11 protein-coding genes, 1 tRNA gene and 1 pseudogene are annotated in these 18,219 nt (G+C 66.1%); 4 read left to right on the forward strand and 9 right to left on the reverse strand.

Annotated features, from left to right (window positions below; genetic code table 11):
- Positions 1–4: 4 nt before the first annotated feature.
- The 8 genes from AC50YM_RS16460 to AC50YM_RS16495 form a co-directional block, all read right to left on the reverse strand.
- A complete protein-coding gene (locus tag AC50YM_RS16460) occupies positions 5–772 on the reverse strand; it encodes an ABC transporter ATP-binding protein (RefSeq protein ID WP_494958026.1) in 768 nt (255 codons plus the stop codon).
- Entirely contained in the window at positions 769–3,558 is a 2,790-nt protein-coding gene (locus tag AC50YM_RS16465) for an ABC transporter permease (RefSeq protein WP_494958027.1), read from the reverse strand. Before AC50YM_RS16465 ends, AC50YM_RS16460 begins: the two co-directional genes overlap by 4 nt.
- A gap of 204 nt (positions 3,559–3,762) precedes the next feature.
- Positions 3,763–5,358: a phosphoglycerate dehydrogenase gene (serA, locus tag AC50YM_RS16470; protein ID WP_494958028.1), complete on the reverse strand. Its 1,596-nt coding sequence runs from the start codon at positions 5,356–5,358 to the stop codon at positions 3,763–3,765.
- Positions 5,359–5,491: 133 nt separating this feature from the next.
- A complete protein-coding gene (gene ilvC / locus AC50YM_RS16475) occupies positions 5,492–6,517 on the reverse strand; it encodes a ketol-acid reductoisomerase (protein ID WP_494958029.1) in 1,026 nt (341 codons plus the stop codon).
- A gap of 80 nt (positions 6,518–6,597) precedes the next feature.
- Positions 6,598–7,110: an acetolactate synthase small subunit gene (gene ilvN, locus AC50YM_RS16480; RefSeq protein ID WP_494958030.1), complete on the reverse strand. Its 513-nt coding sequence runs from the start codon at positions 7,108–7,110 to the stop codon at positions 6,598–6,600.
- A gap of 2 nt (positions 7,111–7,112) precedes the next feature.
- Complete coding sequence (locus tag AC50YM_RS16485) at positions 7,113–9,011, reverse strand: acetolactate synthase large subunit (RefSeq protein WP_494958031.1); 1,899 nt, start codon at positions 9,009–9,011, stop codon at positions 7,113–7,115.
- A gap of 444 nt (positions 9,012–9,455) precedes the next feature.
- Complete coding sequence (gene ilvD / locus AC50YM_RS16490; protein ID WP_494958032.1) at positions 9,456–11,177, reverse strand: dihydroxy-acid dehydratase; 1,722 nt, start codon at positions 11,175–11,177, stop codon at positions 9,456–9,458.
- A gap of 128 nt (positions 11,178–11,305) precedes the next feature.
- Positions 11,306–12,244 carry a LysR family transcriptional regulator gene (locus AC50YM_RS16495; protein WP_494958033.1) on the reverse strand — a complete coding sequence of 313 codons (939 nt, stop codon included), beginning with the start codon at positions 12,242–12,244 and terminating at the stop codon, positions 11,306–11,308.
- A gap of 103 nt (positions 12,245–12,347) precedes the next feature.
- Here AC50YM_RS16495 and AC50YM_RS16500 point away from each other — a divergent pair, with 103 nt between their 5' ends.
- The 3 genes from AC50YM_RS16500 to AC50YM_RS16510 all read left to right on the forward strand — a co-directional run bounded on the left by AC50YM_RS16500 (position 12,348) and on the right by AC50YM_RS16510 (position 14,928).
- Positions 12,348–13,469: a sunset domain-containing protein gene (locus AC50YM_RS16500; RefSeq protein WP_494958034.1), complete on the forward strand. Its 1,122-nt coding sequence runs from the start codon at positions 12,348–12,350 to the stop codon at positions 13,467–13,469.
- 40 nt (positions 13,470–13,509) lie between these two features.
- Entirely contained in the window at positions 13,510–14,736 is a 1,227-nt protein-coding gene (locus AC50YM_RS16505) for a PQQ-dependent sugar dehydrogenase (protein WP_494958035.1), read from the forward strand.
- 116 nt (positions 14,737–14,852) lie between these two features.
- Positions 14,853–14,928, forward strand: a tRNA-Lys gene (locus AC50YM_RS16510).
- A 695-nt stretch (positions 14,929–15,623) separates the two neighbouring features.
- Here the strand turns inward: AC50YM_RS16510 and AC50YM_RS16515 are convergent.
- Positions 15,624–15,950, reverse strand: a pseudogene (locus tag AC50YM_RS16515) (transposase); the annotation flags it as partial.
- Positions 15,951–16,332: 382 nt separating this feature from the next.
- On the opposite strand from AC50YM_RS16515, the gene AC50YM_RS16520 reads away from it, so the two are divergent.
- Positions 16,333–17,721, forward strand: a complete 1,389-nt coding sequence (locus tag AC50YM_RS16520) for a family 16 glycosylhydrolase (protein WP_494958036.1) — start codon at positions 16,333–16,335, stop codon at positions 17,719–17,721.
- The last annotated feature ends 498 nt before the right edge of the window (positions 17,722–18,219 follow it).

Consider the following 18,219-nt stretch of genomic DNA (forward strand, 5'->3'; position numbering starts at 1 on the left):
AAACCTAAATCAGTTCGGTGAGGGTATCGCTCTGGCGGACAAGTTCGTGGTCATGTGACGCCACCAGGACGGCGATCCCGTCCGACGTTGTGTCCTTGAGGATGCTGATGATGCGGTTGGCCGAGGCGCGGTCCAGGCTGGCGGTCGGCTCATCGACCACCAGGACGCGGGTGCCGAGGATCAGGGCCCGGGCGATCGCGACGCGCTGGCGTTCACCGCCGGAGAGCTGGGCCGGACGGTGGCGCATGCGACGGCCGAGGCCGACGAGGTCCAGGAGGTCCTTGGCCATGTCGCGGCGCTGGTCCACCTCGCCGTCGGGAACGGCGGGCAGCAGCACGTTTTCGAGCGCACTCATCCCGTCGATCAGGGCGCCGCCCTGGTCGACGTAGCCGATCAGGGCGCGGCGGCGGTCGGCGATTTCGTCGTCGCCCATGGTTTCGAGGGAATCGCCTTCCCAGAACACCCGGCCCGACGTCGGCAGGGTCAGGCCCGCGCCGACGGTCAGGATGCTGGTCTTGCCCGAGCCGCTGCGGCCGGCGACGCAGTGCATCTCGCCGGCGTGCAGCGTCATGTTGAAGTCGTCGACCACGTTGACGGCCTCGGCGCCTCCCTTGCCGCCGCCGTAGTGGATCGTGATGTTGCTCAGTTCCAGCGGCGTGGCGTGGTCGGTGGCCTTCACGATGGTGTTGGCTCGCGTCTTGTGGCCGCCGCGGCGGGTGCTCGCCGTCATCCGGTCGTGAGCCTCACGGTCGAGGTTCAGGTCGTTGTTCATCGGACCACTTTCGTTGCAATTGGAATCCAGCAAAGTACAGCCACGAGCCCGGCGACTGCGGCCCAGAGCGCGGCATAGGGGGCGAGGACGAGGCCGATGCCGAGGGCACCGATCACGCCGAGCGGCAGTGCGACCATCCCCACCATGGCATTTTCGAAGAACCGAACCTGGCCCAGCATGTCCGGGTTCCAGCCCATCGCCTGCAGCGTGCCGAGGTACTGGCGCTTGGCCTGCAGTTCGAAGCGGCCGGTGACCATGGTCAGCAGCAGGCCGACGGCGACCCCGGACAGGCCGAGGATGAGGCTCGGCAGGGCAATCGATGTGGCCGCCAGGCCACTGAGCGCGCTGGCTCCGGCAGCCCGGGGAATGTCGATCAGCAGCGCGACCATGCCGCCGACTGCTGCGCCGAAGACGCCGACGGCGACGGCCAGCGAACCGGTGTTGAACTTGTTGGTGCTCAACTGCCGGTTGGCGAAGGTCAGCGGGGAGTCAACGGCGATGAGGCGTTCATCGTGCTGCGGTTCCTGGTCCACGACTTCCCGGTGGCGCAGCTGCTGGGCGGCGAAGACGGCAGCGCCGGCGTAGAGCACCAGGACGGAGGCCGAGACGATTGCCGTGGCGGGGTTCCAGCTGACCAGGCTCAGGATGATGCCGGCGACGGCCAGCAGGGCGGCACCGACGCCGAATTCGGCGAGCACCCAGTGCCTGATCCGGCGCTGGGTCCAGCCCATGGCACGCAGGGTTCCGGCCTCGGTGCGGCGTTTCCGGACGTAGCTGACGGTCGATGCCCCGGTCAGCAGGGCCGCACCACAGAGGGTGAGGAAGAGCAGGGTCAGGTTGGTGCCGGTGAGGGAGCCGGAGACGGCCTCCGCGGCGTCCTGGCGGACCCAGGACTGCTGGACGGTGCCGAGCGGGGACTCCTTGCCGGCGTCGTCCTTGGAGTAGCCGGGGACGAAGATGCTGGCGTCTTCGCGGGCGGATCCGGCGACAACCGTGGCCTGCAGGCCCAGGTCGCGGATTTCGTCGGCGAGCTTCTCCACCTCCGGCTGGGCCTCCTTCCAGCTGCCGGGCACCTTGGCCCGGACGCGGACGGCGTCGATGACGGCGGCGTTGTCGTCGAAGCCGCGGGCAGCGGCCAGGCCGTAATAGTCGGTGATGGCACCGGCGGACTGGCTGGCCAGGCCGGTGGCACTCAGCGAGGGCTTGAGCTTGGTGTTGGCGGCGTCCTTGCCCGCTGCGTCCTTGGTAAGTGTGAACGGCGTGGGATCGTAGCCGCCCAGCGGCAGGCGGTTGACGTCGCCGGCGGCCTGCTGGACGGTCCCGGCGTCGAAGGTGCCGTACACCATGGCCAGCGGCGTGGCGGGCTTCTTGCCGGTCTTGAGGTCCTCGCGGTAGGCGCGCTCCTCCACCGGCTTGCGCTGGGTCTGGTCCACTGCGGCGCCGTTGGCCGCTTTCTCCGGAAGGCGGTTCACGGTGACCCAGTCGCCGGGGGTGGCGGTCTTGTCCACGGCGCCGTTGCCTGCCGTTTCGCCGTCCTGGTACTTCGGGGCGGAGGCGAAGTCGGTGCTCCAGGTGGCGGGGTTGTAGAGGCCCTGGCTGAAGGTTCCGGTGTCACCGAGCAGCTGCGAAAGGTCCGTGGACCCGGGCCAGGCCATCGTGAACGGCGACTTGGAGACGAACGGGAGGTAGTCCTTGTCCAGCGAGCGGGTCACGGTCCCGACGTCTTTGGTGACGTTGCCGGATCCGTCGATTTCCTCAATCTTGACCGAATACTTGAGGTCAAGGGACGTGCCGGTGCGGACAATCAGCGGGATCGCCTGCGAGTCATCGGTGAGCAGGCCGCTGCGCTTGGCCTGCTGGTACTGGCTCATCAGCGGGGCCCAGTACTTGAGTTTGACGCCGAGGAAATCGGGGCCTTCCTTCAGTTCGTCCATGCCGATGCCGGTGCTGAAAAGGCTCTCGAAGTGGCGGCCGATCGCGCCGGCGTCGCGGGCGTCGGCGGGCGGCGCCTTCTCCAGCGGGGCGAGGAAGTCCCCGGCGGGCCCGAGCAGGGCTCGCTCGGAGACGGGGTCGACAGCGACGACGGACTCCGTCACCTGGGGCGCAAGCGGCAGGGACACGGAGAGGTTGAAGAGGTTGTGCTCGGAGCCGCCGGCGGGGGCCGGGAATTTGATGCCGGTCTCCCCCACCGGTCCGGCGATGCGGACGTTCTTGCCGCCCGCGACCTGCTCCTCGATGAGCTTCGCCTTGCCGAGGGAGCCTTCGGCCATGGTTTTGAACAGGGTCTGGTCGGACCGGCCGTCGGAGCTGACGGCGCTGGCGGTGAGCCGGTACTTCTTGGGCGTGTCGGACAGGACCGACTCAGCGGCCGGCCATTTGCTCGGATCAGTCGCGGTGGGGTCACCGGCGGTGCCGGCGAGGCCTGCGTTGAACCCGAGGTAGTCGGTGGCTTCCAGGCGCGGGGACTCGAGGTTCTGGGTGACGCGGGAGACCAGGCTGATCGGCGCCGCCACGGAGGTGCCGGAGAGCTTCCGGAGCGCGTCCAGCTGGTCGAAACTGATGCCGCCCTGTCCGGTGGCGATGTCCGGCTGCATGAGCCCGCCGTTGTCCCCGGCCCTAGCCTGGACAAGGATGTCGTAGAGGCCACGGGAGTTCTGGTCGACCGTGCGGTTCAAGGCGGCCTGCGACTGGCCCTGAACGAGGACCGAAAGGCACATGGCCGCGATCAAAATGGACGCGGTCAGCAGAAGCACTCGGCTTCTGATGAACCTCTGGACGGCGTTCATTGGACTCCTGAAAGCTGGATTGCGAGCGCACACCAAAGTTCATTCCGTACGGAAGTGAAGGCGTCCCCTGCCGGGTGTGCAAAAAGTAAGGCCGGGCTGCCGGCCGGATCCGAAATTCGGACGTAGCCATTGTACGCAGACCGGCCATGGGTTCGCGGACACCGGCGGCGGTCCGAGCCGCCGCCGGTGTCCCTCGTGAGGACCTCAGTCCTCGAGGTCGACCTCGCGCACCATGTCAGCGCCGATGCCGGCCTTGATGGCGTCCAGGACCTGCTGCGGGACAGAACTGTCGATGGTCAGCAGGGCGAGCACCTGGCCGCCCTCGTCCTGCCGTGCCACCTGCATGCCGGCGATGTTGATGTTGTTCATGCCGAGGATGTGTCCGATTGTGCCGATCACGCCGGGGCGGTCCGAGTAGGCAACCACGACCAGGTGTTCGCTGATCGGGATCTCCACCTCGAAGCCGTTGATCCCGACGAGTTTCTGGACCTGCTTGGGTCCGGTCAGCGTTCCGGCGACGGAGATTTGCGTGCCGTCGCTGAGGGCGCCGCGCAGGGTCAGGACGTTGCGGTAGGACTCGGTGTCCGGTGTGGTGATGAGCCGGACGTTGATGCCACGCTGCTCGGCGATCACGGGGGCGTTGACGTATGAGACCTGTTCGGTCACGATGTCGGCGAAGATGCCCTTGAGTGCCGCGAGTTCGAGCACCTTGACGTCGAGGGAAGCGATTTCGCCGGCGACCTCGACGTCGAACTGGGTCAGCGAGGTGTGGGTCATCGCGGTGAAGATGCGGCCCAGCTTTTCCATCAGCGGGATGCCCGGGCGGACGTCCGGGGCGATCACGCCGCCGGCGACGTTCACGGCGTCGGGAACCAGTTCCCCGGCCAGGGCCAGACGGACGGACTTCGCGACCGAGACACCGGCCTTTTCCTGCGCCTCGTCCGTGGACGCGCCCAGGTGCGGTGTGACGACGACGTTGTCCAGCTTGAAGAACGGCAGGTCGGTGCTGGGTTCCTTGACGAAGACGTCGACGCCGGCACCGGCGATTTCGCCGGACTCCAGGGCAGCGTACAGGGCTTCCTCATCGACGAGGCCGCCGCGGGCGACGTTGACGACGTACGCGGTGCGCTTCATCTTCTTGAAGGACTCGGCGCCGAGCATGCCGACGGTCTCCGGCGTCTTGGGCATGTGGATGCTGATGAAGTCAGACTGCGCGAGCAGCTCGTCGAGGGTCACCAGCTGGACGCCGAGCTGGGCGGCGCGGGCGGAGGTGATGTAGGGATCGTAGGCGAGGATCTTGGTGTCGAAACCCTTCAGGCGGGCGGCGACGAGGGCGCCGATCCGGCCCAGGCCGATGATGCCGATCTTCTTCTCGTAGAGTTCGATGCCGGTGTACTTAGAGCGTTTCCACTCCCCGTCCTTCAGCGCGGCACTGGCCTGCGGGATGTGGCGGGCCAGGCTGAGGATGTGGCCAACGGTGAGTTCGGCGGCGGAGACGATGTTCGAAGTGGGGGCGTTGACCACCATGACACCCGCCTGCGTGGCGGCTTTGATGTCGACGTTGTCGAGGCCGACGCCGGCACGGGCGATCACCTTGAGGTTCTTCGCGGCGGCGATGGCTTCGGCGTCCAGCTGGGTGGCGGAACGGACCAGGATCGCGTCGACGTCGGCGATCGCAGAGAGCAGCTGGGAACGGTCGGCGCCGTCGGTCTGCCGGATTTCAAAGTCCGGGCCAAGGGCCTCGATCGTGGCGGGCGAAAGTTCCTCAGCGAGGAGTACTACAGGTTTGGTGCTAGTCACCGGTGACCTCTTTAGCTCTCTTGTATTCAGGTGGGGATTTTGGTGAAACGGTGGTGCCGCTTAAAACGGTGTGCTGCAGAAAAGCAGGGAAGCCGGACCCCAGTAGGTGTCCGGCTTCCCTGCCGGTCAGTGCTTAGCGGGCCACTGAGCCTTCGGTGTAGTCGTCTTCGTTCTTGATCCAGGAGAACAGCTTGCGCAGTTCGCGGCCGGTGGCCTCGATCGGGTGGTCTTCACCCTTCTTGCGCAGCGCCTTGAACTCGGGGGCTCCGGCGTCCTGGTCGTCGATGAAGCGCTTGGCGAAGGTGCCGTCCTGGATGTCGGCCAGGACAGCCTTCATGTTTTCCTTCACGTCCGGGGTGATCACCCGCGGGCCGGAGACGTAGTCGCCGTACTCCGCGGTGTCTGAGACGGACCAGCGCTGCTTGGCGATGCCGCCTTCGACCATGAGGTCCACGATGAGCTTGAGCTCGTGCAGCACCTCGAAGTAGGCAACCTCGGGCTTGTAGCCGGCTTCGGTGAGGACCTCGAAGCCGTACTGGATCAGCTGGGAGGCGCCGCCGCATAGGACCGCCTGCTCGCCGAAGAGGTCGGTTTCGGTCTCTTCGGTGAAGGTGGTCTCGATGACACCGGCGCGGGTGCCGCCGATGGCCTTGGCGTAGGACAGGGCCAGTTCCTTGGCCTTGCCGGACGGGTTCTGCTCGACGGCGATCAGGTCGGGCACGCCGCGGCCTGCCTCGAACTCGCGGCGGACGATGTGGCCCGGGCCCTTGGGGGCAACGAGGGCGACGTCGACGTCTGCCGGGGGTTTGATGTAGCCGTAGCGGATGTTGAAGCCGTGGCCGAAGAACAGGGCGTCGCCCGGCTGCAGGTTCGGGGCGATCTCCTCGGCGTAAACGTGGCGCTGGACCTGGTCCGGGGTGAGGACCATGATCAGGTCGGCTTCGGCGACGGCGTCCGCGACGTTCAGGACGCGCAGGCCCTCGGCTTCGGCCTTGGCGCGGGACTTGGAGTCCTCCTTGAGGCCGACGCGGACGTCAACGCCGGAATCGCGCAGGCTGAGGGCGTGGGCGTGGCCCTGGGAGCCGTAACCGATGACGGCGACGGTGCGGCCCTGGATGATCGACAGGTCGGCGTCGTCGTCGTAGAACATTTCAGTCACTGGGGTGTCTCCTTTTAAGTGGATTCTTGGGTGGTACTTGTCGGTGAAACTGGTCTAAAGCTGGTGGTGCTGCGGCAGGGCTACGCGCTGCGCAGGGCCCGGTCGCTCATGGAGCGGGATCCCCGCCCCACGGCCAGGGTGCCGGACTGCACGATTTCGCGGATGCCAAAAGGCTCGAGCACTGAGAGCAGTGCCGTGAGTTTTTCGGGGTGGCCTGTTGCCTCGATGACCACGGACTCTGTGGAGACGTCGACCACAGATGCGCGGAACAGGTCTGCAGCCTGGGTGACCTGCAGCCGGTTGGCGGCATCCGCCCGTACCTTGACCAGGATGTGGTCCCGCTGTACGGAGGATTCGGCGGTGAGCTCGACGATCTTGATCACGTTGATCAGCTTGTTCAGCTGCTTGGTGATCTGTTCGATCAGCTCACCATCGGCGTCGACGACGACGGTCATCCGGGACATGCCCGGAACTTCGGTCGGGCCGACGGCCAGGGAGTTGATGTTGAAGGCCCGGCGTGCGAAGAGGCTGGCGACGCGGGTCAGCACACCGGGCTTGTCTTCGACCAGAACGGACAGTGTGTGGCGGGTCATGTTCAGTCCTCCTCTTCCCATTCCGGGGTCATATTACGGGCAACCTGGATCTGGTCGTTGCTGACCCCGGCGGGAACCATCGGCCACACCATGGAGTTCGGGCTCACGACGAAGTCAATGACCACGGGGCGGTCGTTGATCTCCAGGGCCTTCTGGATGGTGGCGTCGATGTCCTCGTCTCGCTCGCAACGGAAGGAGGCGCAGCCGTAGGCATCCGCGAGCTTGACGAAGTCCGGGATCCGGACCGTGTCGTGGCCGGTGTTGAGGTCGGTGTTGGAGTAGCGGCCCTCGTAGAAGAGGGTCTGCCACTGACGCACCATGCCCAGCGAGGAGTTGTTGATGATCGCGACCTTGATCGGAATTTTGTTGATCGCGCAGGTGGCCAGTTCCTGGTTCGTCATCTGGAAGCAGCCGTCGCCGTCGATCGCCCACACAACGCGGTCCGGGTTGCCCACCTTGGCGCCCATGGCGGCCGGCACCGCGTAGCCCATGGTCCCGGCGCCGCCGGAGTTCAGCCAGGCGTGCGGGCGCTCGTACTTGATGAACTGCGAGGCCCACATCTGGTGCTGGCCGACGCCCGCGACGTACACGCCTTCGGGGCCTGTCAGGGCGCCGATGCGCTCGATCACGCGCTGCGGGGCGCTGAGTCCGTCGTCCGGCTCAGTCCAGCCCAGCGGGTAGGTCTCCTTGAGGTTGTTCAGGAAGGTCCACCAGTTGGTGTAGTCCGGTGTGCCCGAGACCGCGAACAGGGCGCGCAGGGCCTCGCTGAGTTCGGGAATGATTTCCTTGACCGAGCCCACGATCGGCACATCCGCGGTGCGGTTCTTGGAGATCTCGGCCGGGTCGATGTCCGCGTGGATGACCTTGGCGTTCGGCGCGAAGGACTTCAGCACACCGGTCACCCGGTCATCGAAGCGGGCCCCGAGCGTGATGAGCAGGTCCGACTGCTGCAGGGCGGTGACGGCCGAGACCGTGCCGTGCATGCCGGGCATGCCGACATGCTGCGGGTGCGAATCCGGGAACACGCCACGGGCCATCAGGGTGGTGACCACCGGGGCGCCGGAGAGTTCCGCGAGCTCCAGCAGTTCCGCCGAGGCGTGCGCCTTGACGACGCCGCCGCCCACGTAGAGCACGGGTTTGCTGGACGCCGCGATAAGCCGGGCGGCTTCGCGCACCTGCTTGTTGTGGCCCCGGAGCACGGGGTGGTACCCCGGCAGGTCGATCTTGGGCGGCCAGGAGAAGGTCATCTGACCCTGCTGGGCGTCCTTGGCGACGTCCACCAGGACGGGACCCGGGCGGCCGGTCGAGGCAAGGTGGAACGCCTCTGCCATGACGTGCGGGATGTCGTTGGGATCGGTGACCAGGAAGGAGTGCTTCGTGATCGGCATGGTGATGCCGACGATGTCCGCTTCCTGGAAGGCATCGGTGCCGATGACTCCGCTGGCGACCTGGCCGGTGATGGCCACCATTGGCACGGAGTCCATGTGGGCATCCATGATGGCGGTAACGAGGTTGGTGGCACCCGGACCCGAGGTGGCGATGCAGACGCCAACCCGTCCGGTGACCATGGCGTAGCCTTGCGCGGCGTGGCCGGCTCCCTGTTCGTGACGGACCAGAATGTGGTTCATTCGGGAAGCCATCAAGGGGTCATAGGTGGGCAGGATCGCGCCACCGGGCAAACCAAAAATATCGTCCACGCCGAGTTCTTCGAGCGAACGGACAATTGCTTGTGAACCGGTCATCACCGTCGGGGGTACGACGTTGTTCGGTCCAAGGACAGGAGAGACGGCAGCAGTGTCGACGCCGGCGTCGGCCGGGCGGTCGACGCGTTCCGAAGCCTTGGAGGCTCCAGCGGACTTAGTGGCCATCAGCGAGGGGCTGATCGGCGATCCTTTGCTCATCGGACTCTTCCTTTGTGGATCTACGGGTGGATCTTCGGTGATCGTGGAACTGCTCGTAGTGCGTGGTGCCGGTCGTGCGGAAATAAAAAAACCCCTCAGCCGAAGGCTCTTCGAGGGGTTTGCGCGTGACGGTTCGTTACCAGTCGGGCTATGGAGCCACGCGCTTGGTAAGGACGACTGCTGCATCTGCGGCAGCGCAGCTGGTAACGAATGCGATCATGCGTTCAGTTTTCCCTCTTAGTGAGACGGGTGTCAACGAGCCCGACCCCTGTCTCACGATGTGGACTTCATTGTCCACGTACTGAACCTCTTTTGGCCCCCTGGTGACCTTTCAGCCTCGGCGGCAGGCGGGAGTCTCCCACCCCAGGCGGACGGCGCGGACGCCGTCCGCCTGGGGCCCATCGAAGCCTCCCTTATTTAGCGTGGCCACCCACGCCTAGGGAGTCACCCGCAGTAGGCGCCGGTGGAGGCGCTGTGGACGAGCTTGGCGTACTTGGCGAGCACACCCTTGGTGAACTTGGCCGGAAGCGGCTCCCAGCCGACCTTGCGGGCTTCGAGTTCCGCCTCGTCGACCAGCAGGTCGAAGCTGCGGCCGGCGATGTCCACGCGGATCCGGTCGCCGTCCTGAACGAAGGCGATCGGTCCGCCGTCGGCGGCTTCCGGGGCAACGTGGCCGATGCAGAGGCCGGTGGTTCCGCCGGAGAAGCGGCCGTCCGTCAGCAGCAGCACGTCCTTGCCCAGGCCTGCACCCTTGATGGCACCGGTGATGGCGAGCATTTCGCGCATGCCCGGTCCGCCCTTGGGGCCCTCGTAGCGGATGACGACGACGTCGCCGGCCTTGATCCGGCCCTTGTCGAGCGCATCCAGGGCACCCTGTTCGCGTTCGAACACACGGGCGGTGCCTTCGAAGACGTCCGCGTCGAAGCCTGCACTCTTCACGACGGCACCCTCGGGAGCCATGGTGCCGTGCAGGATCGTGATGCCGCCGGTCTTGTGGATGGGGTTGTCCAGGGCCCGGAGGATCTTGCCGTCCAGGTCTGGCGGGTTGATCGCCTCGAGGTTCTCCGCGACGGTTTTGCCGGTGACGGTGAGGCAGTCGCCGTGCAGCAGTCCGGCGTCGAGCAGTGCGCGCATGATGACGGGCACTCCGCCGATCTTGTCGACGTCGGTCATCACGTAACGGCCGAACGGCTTGAGGTCGCCCAGGTGCGGGATCTTGTCGCCGATGCGGTTGAAATCTTCCAGGCTCAGGTCGACTTCGGCTTCGCGGGCGATGGCCAGCAGGTGCAGTACGGCGTTGGTGGAGCCGCCGAAGGCCATGGTCACGGCGATGGCGTTCTCGAAGGCCTTCTTGGTCAGGATGTCCCGGGCCGTGATGCCGAGGCGGAGCAGGTTGACGACGGCCTCGCCGGACTTGTGCGCGAAGACGTCGCGGCGGCGGTCGGCGGAGGGCGGTGCCGCGGAGCCGGGAAGGGACATGCCCAGTGCCTCGCCGATGCAGGCCATGGTGTTGGCGGTGTACATCCCGCCGCAGGCGCCTTCACCGGGGCAGATGGCCCTTTCAATGCGGTCCAGGTCCCCGCGGCTCATCTTGCCGGCGGCGCAGGCGCCCACGGCCTCGAAGGCGTCGATCAGGGTGACTTCCTTTTCGGAGCCGTCCTCGAGCTTGACCCAGCCCGGCATGATCGAGCCGGCGTAGAGGAAGACTGACGCCAGGTCCAGCCGGGCAGCTGCCATCAGCATGCCGGGCAGTGATTTGTCGCAGCCGGCCAGCAGCACCGAGCCGTCGATCCGCTCGGCCTGCATCACGGTTTCCACCGAGTCGGCGATGACTTCCCGGGACACCAGGGAGAAGTGCATGCCCTCGTGTCCCATGGAGATTCCGTCGGAGACGGAGATGGTCCCGAACTGCATCGGGAAGCCGCCGGCGGCGAAGACGCCTTCCTTGGCACCCTGGGCGAGCCGGTTCAGGGAAAGGTTGCAGGGAGTGATTTCGTTCCACGAGCTGGCCACGCCAATTTGCGGCTTGGCGAAGTCGTCGTCGCCCATGCCGACCGCCCGAAGCATCCCGCGCGACGGTGCGGCGTGAATGCCATCGGTGACGACCCGGCTGCGGGGCTTGATGTCCGGTTTGGTCTCTGACGCTGTCTGGGTGTCCTCACTCATGGGTCAAAGTCTAGGGCTCCCCCGCGGGGCCCAACGACCCGGAAGGGCGCATTAAGCGGAAAACCGGGAATGTTTCAACCAAATAGTGGACATCCATCTCATGTGATGGACATTTCCGCCGCGCCGGCTCAGTTCAGGTGAGCGGCGTCACGCAGCTCCGGGGCTTCGGCAACGGACTGCGCCTCGGCCTTGAGCAGGGCGAGGACCTGCTGGATGGTGGTTCGCGCTGCGACGTCCGGACGGGCCAGAGCGACGATGCTGCGGCTCGCTTTGACTCCCGCCAGCGGTCGCAGGACGAATCCCCGTCCCTGGTTTTTCAGCGCCGTGTAGCGCGGCAGCAGGCTAAGCCCGTGGCCGGCGCTGACCAGGGCCTCGAGGACCCGCAGGTCGGGGAAGGTCTGGGCCCGGACAGCCGGGGAATCGGCCTGTACTTCGATCTGGCGGAGCACAGTGTCGAAGGGGAACCCCTCGGGCACGCCCATCCAGGGGAACCCGATCACGTCCTCAGCCCGCAGTGATGTCTTGCCGACAAGCGCATGGCCTTCGGGGATCGCGACGTCGAGGGGCTCGTCCAGGAGCGGCACGACCGTCAGCCCCAGCCTGGCAAAGACATCGGGCCCGTCGACGCTGTGCGCCAGCACGATGTCGTAGTCGGCCGTCAGGCCGGCGAATCCGGCCACGTTGGGATCTTCAAAGTGCGCCTCGAAGCGGAGCCCCTCGATGGCCTTGACGCGGTGCAGCAGGCCGGGCAGGAACATCTCGGCGGCGCTGGGGAAGAACGCTGCCCTGACATGCGTCTGCCAGCCGCGCCGGTAGGTGTCGATGGTGGCTTCCGCCCGGGCCATCGCGGTGGATACCTCGGCGGCGGCGCCGGCCATGGCGAGTCCGGCCTCGGTGAGGCGTACTCCCCTGCCTGATTTCCTGACCAGGACGACGCCCAGCTCCTCCTGGAGTGTCTTGAGCTGCTGCGAGACGGCCGAGGGTGTCACGTTCATTGCCTCCGCCGTGGCGCCGACTGTGCCGCGGTCGGCCAGCTCCCGCAGAATCCGGAGTCTCTTGAAATCCATGAAGAGAGGCTACAGGGCGGCGGGGCGAAGCTGGACAGCCCCCTTCAGGCAGACGTACCGTCAAGCAACGGCAACCTTGCCCTACGGACTGAAAGGCTCTGCTATGGATTGGATCATCTGGCTCGTTGTCATCGTGGCGATTGTCGCCATCGTCTGGTGGCTGCTAAACCGCAACAGCTCCCGCGGCAGCTCTGGCACCGCCGCGACCGGGACGACCCGGACGACCGGCAACGGCGCGACCGACAAGTCGGCCCCTCCGCACGTGCACGACGCCGGCCAGGAAGCCGGACACCGGGGCGCACTTTCCGGCGGCGGGGCCGCCGCTTCCGCGTCGGCTGCCGCCGTGACCGGAATGCCCGCGGCGGCAGGATTCAGCCACGCCGCACCGGAGCCGGAGCCGGACCGGACCGCCGCTACCGCGGATGCAGCAGACTCCCAGGCGCAGCTGCCGGACTCCGCGGCATCCGGCGCAACGGGTAACACCCTGTCCCCTGCCGCGTCGGATGACGCGCCTTCCGCCCCGGCACCATCTCGCGGCGCCGATACGGCCCTTGCTGGGGGAAACCCGGAATGGGAAACCCAGTGGTCCGAGACGCCGCCGGCTGAAGCGCATGGCGCCCTCCACTCGGAGCCGGGTCACGGCGGCGCCCACGGCGACCACGCGAAGGAAGACTTCATACCCGCGGCAGGGTCAGCGACTGCCCCGCTTCACCACCCGGAATACACCGAGCCCCACGCCCCGACACTTCCCGGCGCCGAGTCTGCCGCGGCGGAGGCTGAGGTGGTAATTGAAGGTGGGCCCACGATCAGGACCGGCTTCGACGGGAGGGCCGGAGACGGCCTGACCACCACGCCGCCGGCGTCACAGGAATCGCCGCAGCAGCAGCAAACGCTGCCGTCGCCGGAACTGGCCGATTCCAGCCTCGCCGCAGCGGAGACGCGGCAGACAACAACGTCCTCGGCTGCGTCCGAAACGGCCGTGGCCCATACGGCCGAACCCGCCGGACACCTCGCCGTCGACCAGCCGTATGGTGAGGGATCTGCTGCACCGGCCGCCGACGGCAGTGGACCCGAGGGTTTCACGGTCAAGGGCAGTGCTTCCTCGATGATTTACCACGACGAGACCAGCCCGTCCTTCGAGGAAACCATCGCCGAGGTCTGGTTCCTGTCCGCGGCACACGCCGAGGCGGCAGGCTTCCGGCCCCCGCGCCGGAGCCGGCAGTAGGGAGCCTGGGACCTATTCGACAGAATCCGGAGTGCAGACGATGAGAACAACGGCCGGGCAGAGCGCCGTTGCTTCCCGCCGCCCCGGGTTCCCGGCTGGCCCGGCCGCGGGCCGGCTGCGCCGGCTGGGAATTGCGGCGGCCGCCGTGATCCTACTGGGCGGCTGCACACCAGAGGATGGGGCCCGTGCCCCCGCGCCCGTCGGCACCGCTCCCCCGGCCAGCGGCCCCGCCACCGCAAGCCCGGCGGGGTCCAACCCGGCTGCCAGCAGCCCCTCTGCGGGCAGCCCCGGTGTGAGCCAGCCGACGGTGGCCGAAACGATCGACGCCGAACTGCAGGTGCCGTGGTCCACGGTGTTCCTGCCCGACGGCACCGCCGTCATCTCCGAACGTGAGACCGCCCGGCTCCGGACCATCGCACCCGGATCAGGCAGCGGACGGGCCGGCACGCTGGGGACGGTGCCCGACGTCGTCCCGGGCGGCGAAGGCGGGCTGCTGGGCCTGGCCCTGTCCCCCGGCTTCGCCACGGACCGCTACGTGTATGCCTACTACACCGCCGCCGCGGACAACCGGATCGCACGGCTGCGACTCGCGGACAAAGGCGGGACCTTGACGCTGGAGGCGCCGGAGGTCATCTTTGCCGGAATTCCCAAGGCCGCCACGCACAACGGCGGGCGGATCCGGTTCGGACCGGACGGCCAGCTGTACGTAGGCACCGGTGATTCACAGCGCCGCGGGCAGCCCCAGGACCCGAACGCCCTGGGCGGCAAGATCCTGCGCCTCACGCCGGAGGGACGTCCGGCAGCGGGGAATCCCATTGCCGGCAACCCGATGTACAGCCTGGGCCACCGCAACGTCCAGGGCCTCGCCTGGGACAGCGCAGGCCGGCTGTGGGCGAGCGAATTCGGCCCCGACGTCGACGACGAACTCAACCTGATCGTGCCGGGAGGCAACTATGGCTGGCCGGAGGTCACGGGCGCCCCGCACCGCGCCGGCTTCCTGGACGCGAAACTGGTGTGGCCGTCGACGGCTGATTCATCCCCCAGCGGGCTGGAAATTGTCGGTGACACGGCCTACTTGGGCGCGCTGCGCGGACAGCGGATGTGGGCGGTTCCCCTGAACGGGGAATTCGCCGGTGATCCTGTGGGCTATTTCACACGGATGTACGGCAGGATCAGGAACGTTTCGTTGGCCCCGGACGGCCGCCTGTGGGTGCTGACTAACAACAAAAACCCTGACATTGTGCTGGTTTTGGAGTTGCGGGGCTAGGCGGCCGGGCAGCCGCCGGCCCGATTTCACAGACCGCCCAATCTCGTGTAGAGTTTCATGTCGTTGCGGAGAACAACGCGGGAACAAAAAGCCCGCGATGAACGGAAACAACAGATGCACCTCTAGCTCAACTGGCAGAGCAATTGACTCTTAATCAATGGGTTCCGGGTTCGAGTCCCGGGGGGTGCACCACAGATAAACCCCGTCTTTACTGGCCGCCGGCCATGAGGGCGGGGTTTTGTGTTGCCCGTAAATCCCGCGAAGGGGCTATTTACGGGCCATTTACGAGCCAGTGCTGGGAGCTTTGCTTCAACTCCGGCCCAATTCGTAGTGCAGTACGGTTCCAGCGGGTGCAGGACCCACAAACGGACCACAAGCGAAACCCGGGTGCCTCGGGCGCCCCAGCGGCGCCGAAGAGCCGCCGGCGGTGGCGCCTACGCACACCAAAAGCCGCTTCAGGGCTGCCGAAACGGCCTCTCGACTCGATCGGATGTCGCCGGCTCGAAGACAGGGTAAGTGCACGGTCACCGCCAAAGGCGGACGCCATGAGCCCCAAAACCCCATCCAGGGGAATCCGCCGGCGGACGAATGGAGCGGCCTCGTGGCCGCTGCCAGCCAGACGGCTTCGGAGCGCGGAACGGGCACGGCGCCCTCAAGAGGGGCGAATAAAATCACGTCCAGCGCCACCTCGCCAGCCGAAAGGAACCTCTGGACGGTGGCCTCCCCGTGCGCCCTGGACACCCCCGGCGGCGGGGTAAACACCCGGCCTCTTCAGGAGGTCGCCGAGGCCCGCTGACAGTCTTCCAATCGTCCAATCGTCCGTCGGTCCCCGCCCCCAGCCACGGCCCCAGATGGCTCCGAGAGGCGCTCAGCGGGCCCTCCGGGGATTATGCGGCAGGTCCCGGTTCCCGGCGCCGTGCCGCAGTAAGCTTCCTCCGTCGGCGCGCACATGGTGGCTCCCGCCAAAGCCGTCCCGGCCGAGGTTCCGACGGGAAGCGCCCCTGCCCTTTCATGTCCGCGGCCGGAATCGGTTTCGTGGCCAATTTGCTGGTTTTTGGGGTCGCCCGGGCGCGTATCTCCCGGCCGTCGGCCCAGGTTCTGGGCAGGTAGAGTTCCCGGTCAACCAAGGTAGGCCCGGCCGGGACAGAGTATGTCCGGAACACCGCGATCTGGCAGTTGTCCACGCGGACCGCGGTGCCCGAATACTGGCGTCCGACTCCGGCTGAGACATTTGGGAGTGGTCACCCAGGCAACCTCGCCGCGGCATCCCCTATCATCTGACGTATGCGTAGACAAATTTTCGCCCTTGGGGTGGCGGCAATCCTACTGGCCGGCTGCTGGGGCCCTTCACCCCAGCCGCCAGAAACGACGGGGGCGCCGTCCGCCGCAACAGGTACGCCTACGCCTATTTCTACGCCTATTACGCCATCAACAGACTCGGTCGCGACAAATCTGAACTGGGGCACGCCGACCGCTGGCGACGAGTTCAACTATTCCGGCGCACCGGACGCAGCGAAGTGGTCGGTGTACGATAGCGCCGGGCACGTGGGGAATGGCATTCGGAGTCCCCGGCAGGTCACGGTAGACGGTTCCAAAATGGTCATAACTGGAACACCGGACGGTACGACTGCTGGAGTGAGCGCGAAGTTTGGAAGGCAGAAGTACGGCCGGTGGGAGGTCCGCGCGGCGGCTTCGGGTGACAACGAGTACCATCTGGTGGCGCTCCTGTGGCCCGATAGCCGGAATTGGCCGTGCGACGGCGAAGTTGACTACGCAGAGACGTCTGGTGACTTTGGCGTCATCAAGTTCTTCCACCACTATTCGTGCTCGGATTCGCAGACGTCGGCGGCCATGGCTCTGGACGTCACTCAGTTCCACAACTACGCGGTTGACTGGTCTCCGAATGGGATCGTCGGCTACGTCGATGGGGTGAAGTGGTTTGAGGACATCGACCCTGCGCACCAGCCTCCCGGTCCGATGCATCAAACGCTGCAGCTGGACTGGTTCCCCGACAGCACGCCCAACGGGGCTGGCGAGATGCGAGTGGATTGGGTTCGCGTCTATGCGGCAGCCGATACAACTCCCCCGCCGCCATCTGGTGAGTCATCCGGGGAGTCGTTTGAGTTCGCCGCCACCGGAGATATGAATCCTGCGGGTAACAGCTCGCCCACGTCGAACAGTGGCAAGAACGCGGCCAGCATCATCGCCGGTCTCAACGACGGTTCGCTGGACAACTTCCTTGCGCTCGGCGATTTCCAGTATGACAAGGGCACCTGTTCCGCGCTCGAGGCTTACAACAAGTTGTGGGGTGCTGCTAAGACCAAGACGTACTGGACCGCTGGACCGAATCATGATGTTGAAACCGGTGTGAATGACGTTAGCCGGTACATGGATGGGCAGTGCGTGTCCACGGTGAAAAGCGCGACGAGCTCCGATCTTGGACGGTTCCAAGACGCTCTTGAATGGTATTCGTTTGACAAGGGCAACTGGCATATTCTGGTAGCTCCTTCGGCCACCTGGCGCTATAACGCTGCGCGGGCGCAGGCGATGACTTCGGAGATGGATGCTGACCTGAAGGCGGCGAAGGCCGCTGGAAAGCATCTGGCGGTTATTTCCCATGATCCGTATTTCACCAGCAACACTTCGAGCCATACCCGCTTCTCCCAGGCGAGGCCGTGGATTGACATGTTCTGGGCGAACCGCGTTCGTGTGGTGCTGTCCGGCTCACAGCACAATTATGAGCGGACCTGCCCGATTAACAACGAGGACCGGTGCGTTGCGGACGGGATGCAACAATTTCAGGTGTCCACTGGTGGGATCGGCCTCCGGGAGTTCACGAGCAACCCCTCCTATGTGGAGCGGAAGTTTAGCGACACCTGGGGTCACCTACGGATGAGCCTCAAGGCTGACGGCTCTTATACGTGGGAATTCCGTCCCGTTTCTGGCGGAATGCAGACTGACAGCGGGTCTCGAAGCCGTGGCTAATTGCTCGGTTCCGGTCACCACCGGATCGGGTACCAGCATTGACACCGTCACACTGCCCGGCGGCGACTACAGGCAGGATTCGGCTGGCCGGACGTGGCAGATCTGGCCGTGAAGCCGCCGGTGGTTTAACAAATCTTTGTACCCAAGCCACGGCGACCTCGAGGTGGCTGAAGTCCGCAAGGGGCCGTTGTCGCGGGTCAGCCCGGCCCTAGACAGGGCATCGAATCGCTCTCGGAGAAACAAGTCGCCAAGCTGGAGAAAAAACTCGACGAGGCCGGCCGACCCACAAGGTGGCCATCGCCCGGCAATGCTACCAAAGCTACGCGCCGTGTATCACGCACGCCAGGCAGGAGAGAGGCCGTGAACTTCCGGCGCCTTGAACGCCCCACCTAGTGCTCCGTGTTAATGGTTTGTTTGCGTTTCATCTTGCCCAGGAGGTACTCCGCTGACTTGGTCCAGGTGAATGGTTTGGCGTCCTGGTTGTAGTTCTCGATGTAG

The sequence above is a fragment of the Pseudarthrobacter sp. RHLT1-30-1 genome, assembly GCF_059383415.1.

What these genes read in the sequence shown, in the direction of transcription:
- AC50YM_RS16460 (WP_494958026.1), bottom strand. Translation starts at nt 772, where the DNA reads ATGAACAACGACCTGAACCTCGACCGTGAGGCTCACGACCGGATGACG.
- AC50YM_RS16465 (WP_494958027.1), bottom strand. Translation starts at nt 3,558, where the DNA reads ATGAACGCCGTCCAGAGGTTCATCAGAAGCCGAGTGCTTCTGCTGACC.
- ilvN (WP_494958030.1), bottom strand. Translation starts at nt 7,110, where the DNA reads ATGACCCGCCACACACTGTCCGTTCTGGTCGAAGACAAGCCCGGTGTG.
- AC50YM_RS16485 (WP_494958031.1), bottom strand. Translation starts at nt 9,011, where the DNA reads ATGAGCAAAGGATCGCCGATCAGCCCCTCGCTGATGGCCACTAAGTCC.
- ilvD (WP_494958032.1), bottom strand. Translation starts at nt 11,177, where the DNA reads ATGAGTGAGGACACCCAGACAGCGTCAGAGACCAAACCGGACATCAAG.
- AC50YM_RS16495 (WP_494958033.1), bottom strand. Translation starts at nt 12,244, where the DNA reads ATGGATTTCAAGAGACTCCGGATTCTGCGGGAGCTGGCCGACCGCGGC.
- AC50YM_RS16500 (WP_494958034.1), top strand. Translation starts at nt 12,348, where the DNA reads ATGGATTGGATCATCTGGCTCGTTGTCATCGTGGCGATTGTCGCCATC.
- AC50YM_RS16505 (WP_494958035.1), top strand. Translation starts at nt 13,510, where the DNA reads ATGAGAACAACGGCCGGGCAGAGCGCCGTTGCTTCCCGCCGCCCCGGG.
- AC50YM_RS16520 (WP_494958036.1), top strand. Translation starts at nt 16,333, where the DNA reads ATGGTCATAACTGGAACACCGGACGGTACGACTGCTGGAGTGAGCGCG.